Origin of the sequence: Muricoccus vinaceus (assembly GCF_042433125.1) — a bacterium.
Lineage (GTDB): Bacteria > Pseudomonadota > Alphaproteobacteria > Acetobacterales > Acetobacteraceae > Roseomonas > Roseomonas vinacea.
The window spans coordinates 1-16,569 of record NZ_JBHLVZ010000080.1; the positions used below are offsets into that span (position 1 = coordinate 1).

The 16,569-nt window shown below is 64.4% G+C and carries 18 protein-coding genes and 1 pseudogene; 6 read left to right on the plus strand and 13 right to left on the minus strand.

Annotation, left to right across the window (positions count from 1 at the left end):
• Nucleotides 1-43 precede the first annotated feature (43 nt).
• The 5 genes from ACFFIC_RS21740 to ACFFIC_RS21760 form a co-directional block, all read right to left on the minus strand.
• Nucleotides 44-1,591, minus strand: a complete 1,548-nt coding sequence (locus ACFFIC_RS21740) for an FAD-dependent monooxygenase (protein ID WP_377054257.1) — start codon at nt 1,589-1,591, stop codon at nt 44-46.
• A 46-nt stretch (nt 1,592-1,637) separates the two neighbouring features.
• Nucleotides 1,638-2,006 (minus strand): antibiotic biosynthesis monooxygenase family protein, encoded by a 369-nt coding sequence (locus tag ACFFIC_RS21745; protein ID WP_377054259.1) that lies wholly within the window; start codon nt 2,004-2,006, stop codon nt 1,638-1,640.
• A gap of 77 nt (nt 2,007-2,083) precedes the next feature.
• On the minus strand, nt 2,084-2,533 hold the full coding sequence (locus ACFFIC_RS21750) for a hypothetical protein (RefSeq protein ID WP_377054261.1): 450 nt from the start codon (nt 2,531-2,533) through the stop codon (nt 2,084-2,086).
• Nucleotides 2,533-2,955 carry a MarR family winged helix-turn-helix transcriptional regulator gene (locus ACFFIC_RS21755; protein WP_377054263.1) on the minus strand — a complete coding sequence of 141 codons (423 nt, stop codon included), beginning with the start codon at nt 2,953-2,955 and terminating at the stop codon, nt 2,533-2,535. Before ACFFIC_RS21755 ends, ACFFIC_RS21750 begins: the two co-directional genes overlap by 1 nt.
• 233 nt (nt 2,956-3,188) lie before the next feature.
• Nucleotides 3,189-4,196, minus strand: a complete 1,008-nt coding sequence (locus ACFFIC_RS21760; protein ID WP_377054265.1) for a hypothetical protein — start codon at nt 4,194-4,196, stop codon at nt 3,189-3,191.
• A 52-nt stretch (nt 4,197-4,248) separates the two neighbouring features.
• Between ACFFIC_RS21760 and ACFFIC_RS21765 the strand changes: the two genes are divergently transcribed.
• On the plus strand, nt 4,249-4,905 hold the full coding sequence (locus tag ACFFIC_RS21765) for a TetR/AcrR family transcriptional regulator (protein ID WP_377054267.1): 657 nt from the start codon (nt 4,249-4,251) through the stop codon (nt 4,903-4,905).
• A gap of 218 nt (nt 4,906-5,123) precedes the next feature.
• Here ACFFIC_RS21765 and ACFFIC_RS21770 read toward each other — a convergent pair whose 3' ends face one another.
• Nucleotides 5,124-5,435 (minus strand): ArsR/SmtB family transcription factor, encoded by a 312-nt coding sequence (locus ACFFIC_RS21770; RefSeq protein ID WP_377054269.1) that lies wholly within the window; start codon nt 5,433-5,435, stop codon nt 5,124-5,126.
• A 106-nt stretch (nt 5,436-5,541) separates the two neighbouring features.
• Between ACFFIC_RS21770 and ACFFIC_RS21775 the strand changes: the two genes are divergently transcribed.
• A complete protein-coding gene (locus ACFFIC_RS21775; protein ID WP_377054271.1) occupies nt 5,542-6,633 on the plus strand; it encodes an NADH:flavin oxidoreductase/NADH oxidase in 1,092 nt (363 codons plus the stop codon).
• A 173-nt stretch (nt 6,634-6,806) separates the two neighbouring features.
• On the opposite strand, the gene ACFFIC_RS21780 is transcribed toward ACFFIC_RS21775, so the two are convergent.
• Nucleotides 6,807-7,460 (minus strand): hydrolase, encoded by a 654-nt coding sequence (locus ACFFIC_RS21780; protein WP_377054273.1) that lies wholly within the window; start codon nt 7,458-7,460, stop codon nt 6,807-6,809.
• Between the two features lie 153 nt (nt 7,461-7,613).
• On the opposite strand from ACFFIC_RS21780, the gene ACFFIC_RS21785 reads away from it, so the two are divergent.
• Nucleotides 7,614-8,579, plus strand: coding sequence for a LysR family transcriptional regulator (locus tag ACFFIC_RS21785; RefSeq protein WP_377054275.1), 966 nt, complete (start codon nt 7,614-7,616; stop codon nt 8,577-8,579).
• Between the two features lie 286 nt (nt 8,580-8,865).
• Nucleotides 8,866-10,449, plus strand: coding sequence for a Na+/H+ antiporter (locus ACFFIC_RS21790; protein WP_377054277.1), 1,584 nt, complete (start codon nt 8,866-8,868; stop codon nt 10,447-10,449).
• Nucleotides 10,450-10,541: 92 nt separating this feature from the next.
• Here the strand turns inward: ACFFIC_RS21790 and ACFFIC_RS21795 are convergent, their stop codons facing one another.
• From ACFFIC_RS21795 to ACFFIC_RS21805, 3 genes are all read right to left on the minus strand, one after another.
• Nucleotides 10,542-10,763 carry a hypothetical protein gene (locus ACFFIC_RS21795; RefSeq protein ID WP_377054279.1) on the minus strand — a complete coding sequence of 74 codons (222 nt, stop codon included), beginning with the start codon at nt 10,761-10,763 and terminating at the stop codon, nt 10,542-10,544.
• Between the two features lie 327 nt (nt 10,764-11,090).
• Complete coding sequence (locus ACFFIC_RS21800) at nt 11,091-12,191, minus strand: DNA glycosylase AlkZ-like family protein (protein ID WP_377054281.1); 1,101 nt, start codon at nt 12,189-12,191, stop codon at nt 11,091-11,093.
• A gap of 486 nt (nt 12,192-12,677) precedes the next feature.
• Entirely contained in the window at nt 12,678-13,418 is a 741-nt protein-coding gene (locus ACFFIC_RS21805; RefSeq protein ID WP_377054283.1) for an SDR family NAD(P)-dependent oxidoreductase, read from the minus strand.
• Nucleotides 13,419-13,500: 82 nt separating this feature from the next.
• Here ACFFIC_RS21805 and ACFFIC_RS21810 point away from each other — a divergent pair, with 82 nt between their 5' ends.
• Nucleotides 13,501-14,187 (plus strand): TetR/AcrR family transcriptional regulator, encoded by a 687-nt coding sequence (locus ACFFIC_RS21810; RefSeq protein ID WP_377054285.1) that lies wholly within the window; start codon nt 13,501-13,503, stop codon nt 14,185-14,187.
• Nucleotides 14,188-14,243: 56 nt separating this feature from the next.
• Here ACFFIC_RS21810 and ACFFIC_RS21815 read toward each other — a convergent pair whose 3' ends face one another.
• Both ACFFIC_RS21815 and ACFFIC_RS21820 read right to left on the minus strand, forming a co-directional pair.
• Nucleotides 14,244-14,891, minus strand: a complete 648-nt coding sequence (locus ACFFIC_RS21815; protein ID WP_377054287.1) for a DUF2306 domain-containing protein — start codon at nt 14,889-14,891, stop codon at nt 14,244-14,246.
• Between the two features lie 93 nt (nt 14,892-14,984).
• On the minus strand, nt 14,985-15,212 hold the full coding sequence (locus tag ACFFIC_RS21820; RefSeq protein ID WP_377054289.1) for a hypothetical protein: 228 nt from the start codon (nt 15,210-15,212) through the stop codon (nt 14,985-14,987).
• 115 nt (nt 15,213-15,327) lie between these two features.
• Between ACFFIC_RS21820 and ACFFIC_RS21825 the strand changes: the two genes are divergently transcribed.
• Entirely contained in the window at nt 15,328-16,242 is a 915-nt protein-coding gene (locus ACFFIC_RS21825; protein ID WP_377054291.1) for a LysR family transcriptional regulator, read from the plus strand.
• 140 nt (nt 16,243-16,382) lie between these two features.
• Here ACFFIC_RS21825 and ACFFIC_RS21830 read toward each other — a convergent pair.
• Nucleotides 16,383-16,569 (minus strand): annotated as a pseudogene (locus ACFFIC_RS21830) (IS3-like element ISMtsp5 family transposase); the annotation flags it as partial.

Here is a 16,569-nt window from a genome sequence, read left to right on the forward strand (position 1 = left end):
TGCACCCCATCGGCGGATACCGTCCGCTTGCGGGGCGTCTCATTCAACTGTGGGGCGGAGGACGCCCATCAAGGTCCGAGAGGATGGGCACGGCTCCTGCCTCAACCAGCGGGCCAGCGAGCACCAACCGCGGTCGCACGCAGTCCCACGCCGCAACCGCGTCCACGGCCTTGAGCAGCGGTAGCCCGGCCTCACTTGACCTGCCGTCGAAGGCGAGTAGAGCCCAACCCCAACTCCGGCCATCGGGGTTGTAGATGGAGGAAAACAGGGTGGTGGCCCGCCCGTCCTGGGTCACCTCAGCGTCCGGTGCCCGCTCGCCGGGACGTGGCCCGGAGGCGCGGATGAAGTGGGCGAAGCCGGATAGCTGGTCATCGTTCAGAGGGCTGTTGGGATAGCTCACCGAGATCTGCTGGAGGTCGTCGGTGCCCTGAAGAAGCGAGCCGATACTCGGCAGCGCCTTGGCACCAAGGCTGAGGACCCCGTCCGAGATCGGGCCGCGGTAGACGGTGCGCCGGAAGCCGGTGGCTTGCTGGCCATCGAGGCGGGCATGCTCGCCCTGGCGCTCGTTGTCGTAGGAGGCGAGCACCACCGGCTCGGCCCGCCCCGCCAGCGTCATGGCTAGCCGCCAGGCGATCTCCACCGCGTCATGCAGGCCCGCGTTCATGCCCTGGCCGCCGATCGGGAGCGACAAGTGCCCGGCGTCGCCCGCCAGGAAAACGCGGCCGCGCGCGAAGGCCGATGCCACGCCGTGCTGGAAGCGGCTGTGGCTGAACCAGATCGGGTCGGTGAGGGTCAGGGTCTCGTCGCCGGTTACCTCCCGCCCGAGCGCCTGGATCTCCTCCAGGGTGGGGTCGCGGTCGGGCACGCCGGTGTCGTCCTGGAGGAAGAACAGGCGGTGGTAGCCCTCCCAGACCGGGAGGACGCCGCAGAAGCCGTCCTTGTAGTAGAAGAACCAGAGTTGGTCCGGCTCCGTGGAGCGCCGCCACGAGAGCTTGGCGTCGACCTGTCGGTTCATCCGTTCCTCGAAGCGCTCCTTCTCGAAGTCCAGGCCCACGACGGAGCGAACGGTGCTGTTCGCGCCGTCCGCGGCCACGAGGTAGCGGCAACGAACCCGCTCCGGCCCGCCCTCCTCGCGCTCGACGGTGACGGTCACGCCGTCCTCGTCCTGCTCGAAGCCGGTGACCTTGCAGCCCCGCTCGACCGCGGTTCCCTTATCGGCCAGCGTTTGCGAGAGCGTCGTCTCGATGACGTCCTGGCCGCTGTAGAGGACGCGCGGATAGGGGCTGGCGACGCGATCGACGAGCAAGGGGTCGGTCGGCTGGCCGTTGAGCATGGTGGCGACTTGGCGGATGCCATAGGACTTGGCCGCGAGCGCATCGCGGATGCCAATGCTGGCCAGGAGCTCCTGCGGGCGCGCCCAAAGATTGTTGGCTCGCGAGTTGTGCTTCACCCCGGTGCGCTCTTCAAGAATACGACAATCCACCCCGTGGTGGCGCAGAGCGCAGGCCGTCGTGAGGCCCACGGGACCGGCTCCGACAACGAGGACGTCCGTGTCGAAGCGGTTATCGGTGGCTGTAGACGAGGCGCTCATCAGGCGAATCCTTCTGTAATGGAGTGCTGTTGCCGGTGGAGCGCTCTCAAGCGGTGCAGAGGTTCGGCACCGCCACCTTGGCGAAGAGGTGCGGCCGGGTGACCGCGCTGGACGGATAGGCGCCGAGCGCGCTGCGGAACTCCGGGTGGGAGAACGCGGCCCGGAAATGCGCCACCGACTCCCAGATCGCGTAGTTGAGGAACACCGCGCTGCCGCCGATCCCGCGATGGAGTTGGGTCGAGATGTAGCCGGGCTGGCACTTCATCCAGTTGGCATCGTGCTCCCACGCCGCGAGCAGCGCGTCAGCGTCGGCGGGGTCCACCGTGATAAGGTTAACCAGCACGACGGGCGCGGCATCGACCCCAAGTTGCGCGCTGATCGGCACCACCGGGTCGAGGGGCTCGAAGGTGACCATAGGGGTTATCCTTGCTCGGCCGCTCGCGGCATCCGTGGGCAGCAGTTGTCAAAATGGCCAGGAGTGATCTGGGATCGTCAGATTGACGCTCGGGCACGGGCGAAGCGCCGGGTCAGGGAGATGCCGTCGCGGATGCTCAGGCCCATGAGCGTCAGGTTTACGGCCCCTGCCAGCAATTCAATCCCCTGCACCAGGGCGAAGGTGCCACCGAAGTCACCTGCCGCGGCCCGCGCCTGCAGGAAGACCGCACAGGGGACGAGCACGAGCAGGCCGTTGAGCGCGATGACGGGCATGCGGTGCCGCTTGGCCATAATGCGCGGATGGGTGGAGCGTCCTCCCATGCAGAAGCCTGTAGCGCCGGTCACCGCCAGCGCGGGCACGAGTAGCAGCAGACCCCACAGGATTGCGGTCTTCAGAGCGAGAAGCGTGGTGGGACCGCCGAACGCCTCCGTGACGACGGTGGAGAGCCAGAAGGTCGCGATGGTCGCCATTCCGACAACGCCCGCGATGGGGTGCAGTGCGCGCATTATGCCGCCTCCTCCTCTCCGGCCTGGGCTTGGTTGAAGTGCTCGCGGGCGGCGAGCAGGACCTCCGCGGCGCGGATGGTCTCCTCGGTGCCCAACGCCGCGACAAGTGCGTCCGCGAGGGTGAGCCAGCGCCGGTTCGTCTCCGCGAACAGCGCCTCGCCGCGCTCGGTGAGCGCGACGAGCTTTGCGCGCCGGTGATGCGGGTTGGGCGTGAAGCACAGGATGCCCTCGGCCGCGAGCTCGTCGGCGAGGCGCTGCACTGATTGGCGTACGAGGCCCATGTTGCGGGCAAGGCCTGCGACAGGCAGCCCCCCGCGCGCCTCGGCCACTGCGCCCATTACCTGCCAGCGGGCGCTGGTCAGGCCAATGGGTGCGGTCAGGGCGTCGCCAGTGGCGATGAGGGCACCGTTGAGGCGGAACACCTCAAGCGCAAGTCGGCTGGCAGGGTGTGCAAAGGCATCAGGTTTGGATTTCATTGTGTCAGCATGCTGACAGAATGACCGTATCCTGTCAATAACGATCCATCACGCCAGTCGGTTTGCCTGATGTCACGCGGCAGTTCGAGACCTTGGCCGAGGCTCGCGACAGACTGATCGTTGTGGTCCCAGCCTACTCCCTGCCTCAGCGTTACCGAGCGGAAGCGGGCCCGCACGTATCACCGTGTCTCCAGCGTCAGAACCTCACCGCCGGTCTGCTCAAGGCGCGTGAAGTAAGCAGTGGGGTGGAGCAGCTGGTAGGGAAAGTAGAGGCCAGCTGGCGTCGCGGGATGGCCATCGATTCCGAGAAGACGTTCGAGGATCATGGCCACCCCGAGCCCGGTGAGCGGCGCGGCACCCTCGCGATGCACGACCGCGTGACGGGTGCGGAGCGCCCGGCCCGCATGATCCTGTCCGGTGAGTTCAATGACGATTTCGGTTGACATCGGCTCGCCGCGGCGGCGGCTGGAACTGACCCCAGTCGCGATGTTGAACTGAACGCTTGGCGCGCCGGTTGCCGTCGCCAGGCCGACGACGTCGATGGACGAGAAGCCGGATGCCTCCATCCTGGTGCCGTCGACGGCGTGAAACGCGGCCTTGGCATCTTCACCGGCTCGCCAGACGTAGCGGCCGTCGCGGCGCGTCAGAGCTGCGGGCAAGGTCCTGTTCAGCCGCTCGAAGTCCTCGGCCACTGCCGGGCCGCCGGTGTCCTGCTCATCAACCAGGGCACCAATCGCGATGTCGTCGACCCGGCCGAAGACCTTGGCGAAGTCGAGCGTGGGAACCGTCGTGGCGCCAACGAGCCATTCGTATCCGAGGACGAGCGGCGCGGCGTCCGGTCTGTGCATGAAGGCCGCGATCTCGGGAGCGATCTCGAAGATGCCGGACGAGATGCTGAGGTGTGGAACCCCGTGCGCTTGCGCAAAGCGGAGTCCGGCTAGGCTGTCGTCCGAAAACAGGACGGCGACGGCACTCACTGGGCGGCCGCCGAGACCGAGATCCGTGGCGGCCAGGTCAAGCGCCACGCCGTCCGCGCTGCCGATCTGGGCCGCGGCTTCCTGGGCCCTGGTGAGGTCACGACCGCCGATCAGCAACGGTAGATTGGGATGGGTGGTGCGCAGAATCCGTGTAGTCCAGCGCCCAATGGCGCCGGAGCCGCCCATGAGCAGAATGGGAGCTGATGACATTGCCAAGCCTCCTTGTCTCAAGCTGCTACCTACTTTTAGTAGGAAGGCTAAGATGGCTACCTTTAGTAGGTTTCGCAAGGCAGGCAATGACGTGAAAAAGAATGCTCAGGAGGATGGCGAGCAGGTACCGCCACGCAGGCTCTCGAAAGCCGAGCGACGTCGCCAGCTGCTCGATACGGCGCTTCTGATTGTGCGGGAGGAGGGCGCGGATCGGTTGACCCTGGGACATCTGGCTGAGCGCGCAGGTATCTCTAAGCCGGTGGTCTACGATCACTTCAACACCCGGTCGCAGCTGCTGATCGAGCTCTACAGGTGGATCGACGTGGAGCGGGTGAACACGTTCCAGGAGGCCATGACCGCCGGTAAGCGGAGCCTCAAGGAATGCGCTAAGATCCTGGCGGTCGCCTACATCCATTGTGCCGCTGACAAGACCGACGAGTTTCACGCGGTGGGCGCCGCCCTGGCAGGCAGCGAGGAGAAAGCCAGGGTTTTTCAGGAATTGCTCGACAACGCCGTACAGATGTTTGTGTCGGTCCTGAAGCCTCACAGCACCTTGTCGGCAGCCGGGCTGGAGTGGCGCTGCATTGGCCTGGTCGGCGCGGGCGAGGCGCTCTCAGCCGCTCTGGTACGTGGCACCCTCAACGAGGTCGAAGCCGCCGAGATCTTCGCGTCGTTGATCCAGGGCGGCTTGCGCTCACCTCCAAGGTGATTTGGCATCTCATCGAGTGTGCGTCAGATGTTGGCCTCATCAAGTTCCGAGCTGCACCTCCATGAAAGGCGGCGTCCAGGCAGAGCCAGGGTTGGCCGGGAGCGGACAGGCGGCTTTGGTGAGAGCACCACGGAGGGCGGACGGCGACACCGACGGCTACATTCGCGCCTCACGCCTGCCCAGTGACCTGCTGTGCAGCAAGACCTATGAGTTCGAGGTCAGCCCACCCTAGCTGCTGCCGAGATGATCGAGTCCAGAAGGCCTGGGAACGCAGCGTCGAGCGGTTCGCGGCACAGGTGGTTCATATGCGTCACGCCATGAACGGTTGTCTGAACCAGCCCTGCCTCTCGTAGTACGCGGAAATGATGTGACATGGTCGACTTCGGACGACCGCCATCCAGGGCTGCGCAACTGCTCTCTCCCTCGTGGTGCAACTGCACCACGATGGCAAGGCGGACAGGATCGCTGAGTGCGTGCAGGACCCTATCGAGATGCAGCACTCCCAATTGCACCTGCTCCCGACGGCTCACCGGGGTTTGCTTTGCCCGCCCCATTCTCGCTCCCTCCACAGCGGCCCCTCTTGTCTTTGTTCGAACAATATCGAACTAAGGGCCAACATCGCTTGAGGTGATTATCATGGCTAGCCTGTTCGATCCCTACACCCTGAAAGGCGCCACGCTGCGGAACCGCATCGTGGTGTCGCCGATGTGCCAGTACATGGCGGTGGACGGCGTCATGAACGAGTGGCACCGGGCCCATTACGCTTCCCTTGCCCGTGGAGGGGCAGGGTTGGTGATCGTGGAGGCGACAGCGGTCTCGCCCGAGGGGCGGATCACCTGGGGCGACCTCGGTCTCTGGAACGACACCCAGGCCGAGGCAATGCGCCCGGTGGTGGACGCGATCCGCGATGCAGGGGCGGTTCCTGGTATCCAGATCGGCCATGCCGGACGCAAGGCGTCGGCCAACCGTCCTTGGGAGGGCGACGACCACATCCCCGAGGGCCAGCCACATGCCTGGCCGACCATCGCTGCGTCTCCGATCGCGTTCGGCGGCGACCTGGCCCGGGTACCGCGCGAGATGACATCCGACGACGTTGCCCGGGTGCAGCAGGAAACGGTCAATGCCGCGATACGAGCGCGCGATCTTGGCTTCGGCTGGCTCGAGCTTCACATGGCCCACGGCTACCTGGCCCAGAACTTCTTCTCGCCGTTATCGAACACTCGCAGCGATGCCTATGGCGGCAGCGCCGAGAACCGCGCGCGGTTCCTGCTCGAAACCCTGGTCGCCGTGCGTAAGGTCTGGCCCGAAGACCGGCCGCTGGCGGTCCGTCTCAGTGTCGTGGAATTTGATGGCAACGAAGCCATGCTCGGCGAGGCGATCGCCATGCTCTCCCGCATGAAGCAGGAAGGTCTGGATTTTGTCGACGTATCGATCGGCTTCAACACGCCCGAGGCTAAGATCCCCTGGGGGCCGAACTTCATGGCCGATATCTGCCAGCAGGTGCGACGAGATACGGATCTGCCGGGCACGACGAGCTGGTACATCTCCAAGCCGGATGAAGCCGATGCGCTGGTACGGGACGGCAAGGTCGATCTGGTGACATTGGGCCGCCCGGTGCTGGCCAACCCTCACTGGCCCTATGCCGCAGCTAAGGCACTTGGCGTGCAGAATCCCGCTTGGGCGACGTTGCCCGCGCCTTACGCACACTGGCTGGCGCGGTATCGCTAAGCTTCTCGGCAGACGGAATCCCTGGGGAGTCCGTCACCGAAGCATCAGGGTACGGCAAGCCGGTGAGTTTGGCCGAAAGCCGTCCGTCCTCCAACTTTTCTGTAGTGCAGCAACGGGAATGACGATGCCCGGAATGCTTTAGTCATTTGCACGTCTCGTCATCCCTGCGCGGTTCAGCTCGCGCTGCTTGGCACCGGCGTGTTGAGCAGCTGCTGTTCCCACAGATAGGCGATGCCGCTACCACCGGCATGCTGCGTGATCACCTCCGTCAGCGCGACGGCGTGCTCAGTCCGAGCCCAGTCGCGCTGCCACTCGGCCGCCAGTGCCATCCAGGTCATCATGTTCGCGCCTGCCGCGATCATGCGCTTGATGGCGACCTCATGAGCCTCAACCGAGACGCCACCGGACGCATCGGTAATTACCGTCACGTCCCAGCCCTCGCCAAGAGCCTGAATGGTCGGCATCGCGACACAGACCTCGGTCAAGAGGCCAGCGATAACCAGCTGCTTGCGACCTGTCGCCTTGACCGCGTCCACCACCTTTCGGTCCTCCCAGGTGTTGATGAACGTCCGATCGATCACCTCCTGGCCGGGGAAGACGTCGGTGATCTGGGGGAAGAGGAGGCCGCCCCGCGCAGCGATCACGGTTGTCAGGATGGTGGGGACACCGAAGGCCTTGGCGGCCTTCGCCAGGCCGGTCGTGTTGTTGATCACCATCTGCGGCTCGTGGCTGTTCACGTTCGCTAGCTGGTACGGCTGATGATCGATCAGAACGAGTACAGAGTCCTCGGGACGAAGAAGCGAAGCAAGGCCGTTGCGGAAGGTCATGACTAGATCCTCTGACACTGCTGTGAGTGAGGCGAGATCGCGGAGAGACAGGCGCCAACTGCGGCGGTGTCCAGGGCGGGAGTTGTCGTTCCTGCGTGCGATCCAGTAGTGCTGGTTGGTGAGACGCTGTGTCGCATATCGGGGAACGCCAACTTGGACATCGAGGATCTGAGGATCTTTGTGGAGGTTGCCGATGCTGGGGGAGTATCGTCCGCTGCCCGGCGGCTAGGGGTCTCCAAGTCGATCGTCAGCCGGAGCCTCGCCCGGCTTGAAGAGGATCTTGGCGTCCAGCTTCTTGCACGAACCACCCGCGGCGCCGCACTGACGGAAGCTGGAAGCACATTCCGAGACCATGCAGCCAAGGCGTGCGCCGAAATCGACCTGGCAAGGGAAACGATCCTACCCGCCGGTCACCTCTGCGGTCGCCTACGAGTTGCTGTACCGCTTACCTTCGGACCAACTCACCTTGCCCCTGTGCTGGCTGACATGGCACGGAGACACCCACAACTCCACGTCTACACCTCCTACACCGACCGCTTCGTTGACATCGTCGGGGAGGGTTTCGACTGCGCAATCCGCATTGGCTACCTTGAGGATTCCAATCTGATCGCCAGGCGGGTTGGACCCATTTATGGCAAACTTGTTGCAAGCCCTGACTACATCGCAGCGCATGGTTCCCCTGAGAGCCCGGATGAACTCATTGCTCATCAGGCACTAATGCAAGGCACGGAAGCGTGGCAGTTGATGGATGGCGACAAGATCATCACGGTTCGCCCGCAGGGACGCTTCAAGGCTGACAATGGCACCGCTCTTGCCGCCGCTGCGCTGGCAGGCCTTGGCATTGCCTGGATCCCGGATGGCATTACCCACGAGTATCTAGCCTCTGGCGCGCTTGTTCCCGTCTTGACGCGATATCCACCACCTCCAGCGGGGGTGTACGTCATCCGCCCACCCGGTCACCTTCCTGCGCGAAAGATTCGCGTTCTTACCGATATGCTGATCGAGTGCTTCAATCAGGCTCGGAACGCTGACAGCGCAAATCTCAGTGCGAGAACTGACCATAGCTCGACGCCTGCCCCGTTGGAGGGGCGGAGGGCGCGGTCAAGGATAGACCCATAGAGGTCGCACCCTTCAACGAGGATTCGCAGTCCTCAATGCCGATGTGAGCGTACGTCACCCATCAAGAAGCCGAGGATAGCTCGCAGTTGAACGGTATGGGCACTGACCTTAGCAGGCAACAGGCGCCAGCGTGACCCTCGGAGGGGTCCGATACCGTGCTCTACTCGTGTGTTCGGTGCTCCACCTCAGACTTCAGCGAGTAAACGCCGTATAGCAGTGACCGCAATTGACGCCTCTTTGGACTTCGGTAACAGCTTGGCCTCATTGCTCAGACGGTTCGGCACGGATGCACCCTGTAGAAGTCTTCGAGCTTATCGTTGGCATGCTCCTGGCGGTGCTGGTGCTGCAGTATGTAGCCCCTCGACTGGGTCTTCCACCGGCTGTTGCTCTCCTGGCTGGCGGAGGTGCGCTAGCGTTCGTTCCAGGTCTGCCAACCATAGACCTCGATCCAAATCTGGTTTTGGTCATCTTCCTGCCGCCACTCCTGATGGACGGAGCCTGGTTTACGGCTCTGGCACCTTTCCGACGCCATCTTAGCGGCATCGCCTCGCTCGCAATCGGCGCGGTGCTCTTCACGGCGGCTGTCGTCGCAATCGTCACGAAGTTGGTCGTGCCGGAGCTGCCCTGGGCGGCCTGCGTCGCGCTGGGTGCTATCGTCTCACCGCCCGATGCCGTGTCGGCCAGGGCCGTGCTGCAGCGGGTCAAGCTGCCACGCCGACTGGGCACCCTGTTGGAAGGCGAGAGCCTGCTCAACGACGCGACCGGGCTGGTGCTGTTCCGCTTTGCGGTTGCAGCTGTCATCACCGGGTCGTTCAGCCTTGGCGAGGCGATTGGCAGCTTTGCCTTTCTCGTCGGTGGTGGGATCGTCGTTGGTGGAGCGATCGGGACACTATGGGTCCTCCTGCTGCGACGCCTCGCGGACGAACAACTGGTGGTCGCCGCCTCCGTGCTGGTCTGCTGGATGAGCTACATCGCTGGCGAGATGCTGCACGTGTCCGGTGTTATCTCCACGGTCACGGCGGGTCTCGTTTGCGGCTGGTATCAGCACGTTGTTCTGACGGCGAGTGTCCGAGTTCGTTCTCTATCGTTCTGGCAGGTGATGATCTTTCTGCTGGAGGCAGCGGTGTTCATCCTGATCGGCCTGTCGCTGCGCGGCGTCATCGATCGCGTTGGCGGGATCGGCACCGTGGTGCAGGACATGGCCTGGTCGGTGGCCGCCATCATCGCGGCCGTCATTCTGGCACGTTTCGCTTGGATCTTCGGCTCGGATGCAGTTCTCGGGCTTCTGAACCGCGCAGGCAGGCGCCCGGCGGAGCCGCTCGGACCACGAGCGGCGAGCGTCATGAGCTGGGCAGGCATGCGAGGAGTGGTCACCCTCGCAGTGGCTTTGACCCTGCCCGAGACGATGCCAGGGCGTGACCTGATGCTGGTCTCAGCCTTTGCCGTGATCCTCGTGACGGTTCTTGTTCAGGGGACGACACTCGGCTTGGTCATCCGCCTGGCAGGCCTTCAGGAAGACGAGCGTAGCAAACCACCGCTGGACCTCTACGCCGCGGAAGCCTCCATGCACGCAGCGCAGTTCGAGGCAGTGCAGCGGATGGCCCATGCGTCCGATGGCTCACTTCTCCACCCGCGCCTGCTGGACAGCTACCGGCGGCGGGCGACCATTTCGGTGGAGTTCTCCGGAAGCGATGAGGACCGCGACCGGGATATTGCGGCCCATTACGGCGTCATCCTCGCCGCTGTGGCCGCAGGACGAGCCGAGCTGGTCCGCATGCACCGGGCGCATCAGATTGATGATGAAACGCTCCACGATCTGGAACGGGATCTCGACCTCGAAGAGCTAGTGGCACTCGCCGCGAAAGGCTGACCGGCATCTCTCCGAATGGGTAGAGCGGTGCTCCATGCGGCAAATGCGTGCCGCCTGCCGGTCAGGTCTCGTCCCGCTTGGCGCGAACGACATCAAGTGCTGTGGGGCGGACGGGGAGGCTTCTTAACCACCATCAGGTTGGCCCGCTCTAGCTGTGCCGCGAGCTGCTCGGCCAGGACGGCGGCCGCGACCTCCCATGCGGCGCCGCGGCGCGGGCGGCCTCGCTCGTCGTGCCGGAGAGCATAGGCGAGCACCTCGGCTACCTCGTCGCCAGAGGCAGGAACCAGGGGCGGCACCGAGTGCTCATCCGCCATGCTGCGTCTCCTGACCAGTTGGGAAGAGGCCAGGGAGTTCAAGCTGCCGCTCATCGAGGAGCGGTGTCTCCTCAGGTTGGTTGAGCACTGATGCCTGAGGTAGCCCGGCCTGAGCGGACCAGGGTTTCGATGGCACGTTAACAGGGGGTGGGGGCGATTCGCGCATGCGTCGACGCTGTCGGATGACTGTGAACGAATCAAGAACAAAAAGAACCAGCACGAGGCCCCCCGGCATGGCGCACTAGGACTGGGAACGGCTCTCCGCCCTGGTGGCCGCGACTTCGCTCCTGCCGAGCACGCTGCTGGGCCTCCGACCCTCCTGGCTGCCTAGGGCACATCCCTGCTTTTTAGGAACCGCTGCATTCGCGCTATTTCGGCGTCGAGGCCACGATAGAAGACTTGGCTCGAGAGAACTCCTTGGGCATACCCCAAGGTGACGTGCAGGTCGCCATCAGCGAGAGCGACATTGGCCCAGCCGATAACCCTGTCTCCCCAGAGTATGGGCAGGGCATAGTAGCCGAACTGCCGACGCGGTGGTGGCGTATAGGCCTCGAAGCGGTAAGCCCAACCCCAGAGGTGCTCGAAGCGGCGCCGATCCCAGACTACCGGGTCGAAGGGAGCCAGCAGGCGGACGTCCCGCAGTGTCGATCCGTCTCGCCCTCCGTTCTCGCAGGCTGGCCAGACATAAGTCTCGCGGTCGATCACCTCCCGCTCCAGTTCTCCACTTCTCAGTGCGGCGGCGACAACTGGCGCGAGAGGTCCGAAGCCTGGGTTGCGCCTCGACACCAGCGTCAGCGCACCTCTGAGGCTACCGAGGGAGATCGGAGCAAGGATACTGACGACCAGCATGACGGCGCGCGCTGCTCGGTCACCGGGTTCCATCCCCACCTCGCGTGGCGGAGAGCAGGCGTAGATGCGGCTACCGTCCCGGCGATGCGTCACCCTCAGCAGCCCATAATGGTGCAGACTCTCAAGGGCGCGGGTGGTCGCCTTGGAGTAGCCACCCCAACCATTGACCGCCCGCTCCCGACCGAACCGAACCTCGAGGTCCCGAGGGTGGGTCGGGCCATTCTCGCGCACGAAGTTTAGTACATCGGCTGCCAGCCCGGTCGGAGTGTGGACACCTGCCTCTTTGAGCGGGTCGGCGCGAGGATGAAGCAGTTGCCGGGTCTCTGGGGTCATGAAGCCATAGGCGTATAGGAAGTCCTCCTCCAGGCCGAGGCGAGCGAACTGGCGCTCCAGATCCCCCGCCCTGTAGCCCTTCACGCGATTTCGCAGGATCAGGTCCTGCGCGCGGGCGGGTGCACGGATCGGGTCTGCCTGAACGAAGCCCAGCCGGTATACCGCCTCAGGAAGAGTTGTCAGGTCTGAGAGGGTAGCGGCACGTGCCTGCGCTCGCAGCCGGTCTAGCCTAGTGCGGCTTGTCATGGGCGTTGGCCACCCTCGCAGGCACCGACATGCCGGGCAACATGAGTAGACGCAGCGACAATGTGGCAGTGCCTGTGAACAAGTGCCGGATCTAAACCCCTCCTGAAGTCTGCCGCAAGAGACTTGGGGGACTACCAAAATTGGCTAACAGGTAGGTTCCAGTTAGCGCCGATTGGCACCCATCCACGCACCATCTTTCCTCTTGGTGTCAGAGCCATGGATCCACGAGCATCAGAGGGGCCACAATCCGGCATTTGTTCAAAGGGATGTTGAGTCACTGAAATAGGCCCTTTGCTGGATGGCGGCTGCGGCTGCCTGATCAGTGCTGGCACGCTGCCCGAACATGGGCGTGCCAGCGGTGGGAAGTCCTTCACGGACAAGCTCAATACTGTTCCCCACGGTGCCGACGCGGTGAGCACGTCACGGTGCTATGCGATGCGTGCTTCTGAGCCCGACGCCTGCACCAAGCCAAGTCCAGTAAGCCTCTCAGGCCGTCTGACCACCATCCACCGTTAGAATGGCACCAGTGATGTGCCTCGCCAACGGACTGGCCAGAAAGGCTACCGCTGCGGCGACATCCACCGGCGTGCCATAGCGACCAAGAGCGCTCAGGCTGCGCTGGAAGTCTGAGAACTCGCCATCGGCGGGGTTCATGTCAGTGTCGGTTGAGCCCGGCTGAACCAGGTTAACGGTCACGTCGCGTGGGCCAAGTTCCCTTGCGAGGCCGCGGGTGAACGATTGCAACGCGGACTTGGTCATAAAGTAGATCGTGCCCGTATCGCCGACAATGCGATCGGCACCGGCGGAACCGATGGTGACGATGCGGCCGCCCGCCGGAAGGTGCGGGATGGCAGCCTGGGTCGCGAGCACAGGTCCCCGCACGTTCACGTCAAGCAGCGCATCGATCATCTCGACAGTAGCCTCTCCAATCTTCGCATAGAGTGCGATCCCCGCATTGTTGACGAGGATGTCGAGACCGCCCAGCGCCCGAGCCGCGTCGTCGACGGAGCGCTTCACCGCAGCCGGGTCAGAGATGTCCGCCTGTAAAGCGACCGCCTTGTGACCCTTGGTTTCGATTGTCCGAACCACCTCAGCGGCGCGGTCTGCGGAGCGCTCGTAGGTGATCGCCACATCGGCTCCCCTCTCCGCTAGGGCGAGCGCGATCGCGGCACCGATACCGCGCGTCCCGCCCGTCACGAGCGCGCGCTTCCCTGCCAGTTCCATCATCCCAAGTCCCATTCTCTAACGTTCGATACAGAATAACCTATGAACGTTGCTGAGGGAGGTCAACAGGTTTATATAGTGGTCGATGCAGAATTCTGGTGCGAAGCCGAACACCAGCGCTCACGCGGCCCGGCCGCGCGGGCGGCCGCGAGCGTTCGACCGTGATGCTGCGCTGGAGTGTGCGAGCCGCCTGTTCTGGGCCAAGGGGTTCGAGGCGACCTCGATCTCTGATTTGACGCAGGCCATGGGTATCGGTGCGCCCAGCCTCTACGCCGCCTTCGGATCGAAGGAGGCGCTCTACGCTGAGGCGCTTCGCCACTATGCCGAGACCAACGCGGGATACGTCTGGGCGGGCTTCAATTCGTCCCCGACCGCGCGCGATGCCGTACGCTCTCTCCTCATGGACTCCGCCGCAGCACTGACCGGCTGCGTGTTCGATGCTCCCCGAGGCTGTATGGTGACACTGTCGGCCGTCGGCAGCGAAGGTCACGAGGAACTCGGAGAGCTGGTCCGGTCGGCGCGCGCCGTCACGCTCCAGCGGCTATCGGCCCGTTTGAGCCGGGCAGTGGCGGAAGGTGAGATCCCATGCTCGACCGACCTCCACGCGCTAGCCCGCTTTGTCCAGACCCTTCAAAACGGCATGTCAATCCTGGCCCGGGACGGTGCGAGCCGCGTGGAGCTGGAGGCGGTTACTGATGTCGCAATGGCAGGATGGGACGCCCGGATTGCCAAGCCTGAGGGGATTGATACACCCGAACCCGGACGAGGCTGAGCAGTACCTCAGCCCTGTCTGGGCGCCTCCCGTCGCGTTCCCAACCATCTAGGTCATCACGAGGCGGGCGCAGCACGCCTCACCCACCACTCCGCGGCAAGAAGGTTCGGTATCCAGCACAGCCACGCGATCGCAGGATAGGACAGCGTCATCGGTATACCGAGCGCGATCGCCATCCCAAGGTAGATGCGGAGCGTGATCGCTGCAGCCGTCAGGGCGTAGCTCCGCACCATCCAGCGACGGTGCGCGGCGATGTCGTGGCGCAGCGCGCGCTCAACCGCCACTCCGGTCGCGGCGATCCAGGCGGCGCCGAGCACCAGGAAACCAGCCGAGGCGACCATCCCAGTTTCGGCGTGGAGGCCGATCGGAATGGAGGAGAGCCAGGCAACCAGGATCGCAACGGCGTAGGTGCGCCCGAGCGCCCGGTGCAAGCCGATGCGGCGGGCCCGCAGCCCCGGCAGGAATTGCCACGGCCCCACCAGCAGCGCGACGGAGGCGGACAGGGCATGGATGGTGAGAGCAGGACGCCGGGTGACGAAGTTGGAAAGGTTCGGCTGCGGCACCACGGGAAGCCCATAGCGCATGGACCAGACAGCGATGCCTGTCGCGAGGACGACCAGGATCAGCCATCCGGCTCCGGGCATCGCGCCTGGGACATGAGCCCTGCTGTGGCGGGTCTGGGCCGCGGCCGCATCGTCAAGCATGGCATCCTCCTGCTGTTGGCCCCTCCTGCTCGATAGGGCGCCGCCGGGTGCCGGGCCGCCATCGCGGACCCGGTGGTATCGAGGGTGGGTGTCTCAGCTGTGCTGGCCACCGCCGCCAGTGGCACCGCTGGCCTCCAGCAAGTTCTGGGCAGCTTGGCCTTGGGTAGAGGCGCCTTCCCCGGCGAGCGGTGTGCGGTTCCGGGTCGATGGGTGAGCGGGGACGGCGGAGGGGCCGCGCCCGTCGAAGCCCTCGGCAGAGGCAGGGACAGCAAGGGCGACCAGGGTGGCGCTGAACAGGGACGCGGCGAGGATCTGACGCATGGAAGTGTTCCTTGTATGGAGCAGCGGCCTATCCGCTGCCCTGGGAAAGGTGAGCCTTGCCATTAATCTGCGGAACTGCTGAAAAACTGCACTGAACGAGCAGATGAGCTGATGGATGTTGGACCCACTGACGCTCGACCAGATGCGGGTGCTCATTGCCATTGCCGAAGCAGGCAGCTTCTCGGCCGCTGCACGTCGGCTGCAGCGCGTCCAATCGGCCGTCAGCCAAGCCGTTCAGGCACTTGAGACGACGCTGCGGCTGCCGCTCTTTGACCGATCGAGCAAGGTGCCCTGCCTCACGGAGGCAGGGCAGGCCGTCCTGGAGGAAGCGCGCCGTGTCGTTGGAGGCGCCGAAGCGCTTCGGGCGCGCGCCGAAGCCATCCGGGGCGGCCTTGAGCCGGAACTGACAATCGTCGCCCACCAATTCCTGCCCACTGGCCCTGGGATGCGCTCACTGAGGGCGCTGAGTGCGGCCTTTCCCAGCCTGCCGGTGACCCTGCTGTCGGAGGGGTCGGCGGACGCGGAGCGACACCTGCGGGACAGGACGGCAGACGTTGCCATCTATCCGCACACTGGCAGCAGTGCAGGAGACCTAGAGGCGGAGGTGCTGACCGAAATCGAGATGATCCCAGTTGTCGCGCCTGCGCACGCGTTGGCCGCTCATCCCGGAACCCTGTCGCGTAGGGACCTCAGCGGGCACGTCCAGCTCCTGCTTGCCGACGGTGACGATACGAGTACCCGCGCACGCGGGATCGTCGGCGACCGGCTCTGGCGCTTCGCGAACATCCACGCGCAACGAGGCTTCATCCTAGAGGGCTTCGGCTGGGGCTACCTTCCAACGCACTTTACTTCCGAGTTTCTGGACAACGGAAAGCTGCGACGGCTTCACCCTCGTCAGGAAGGAAGCTTCAAGCTGGAGCTCCACGTCGTGCATGCCAGGAGCCGCCCGCCGGGTCCGGCGGCGCAGTGGGCTATCACCCAACTGCGCACGTTCCTTGATGCGGAAGCCACAGGCTCGCCGGAAGCCTGACATGTTCGACGACGTAGGCCAGTACAGAAGATCGCTGAACTGGGATCATCCCCAAACTCCACCCATACCTCATATTCAAGATAGAAAACTTACATGAGGATAGTGTACCGCCCGCGGTTGTTGAGACACCTGAGTGAAGCCTATGCGGCGAGAGCCGCGGGTGAAAGCTGATCCTTGCGGACGGCGTTCGGTGTTCTGAAGCCGTGTCGCTCGATCAGCCAGGTTGAGTTGTAAGTCCGGCCAAACTCCAGCAGCGCCTGGCGAAGTTGCTCGACGGTGTCGAAGGTCCGAACCCAGAGGAGGTTTTCCTTCAGGGTTCGGATGAAG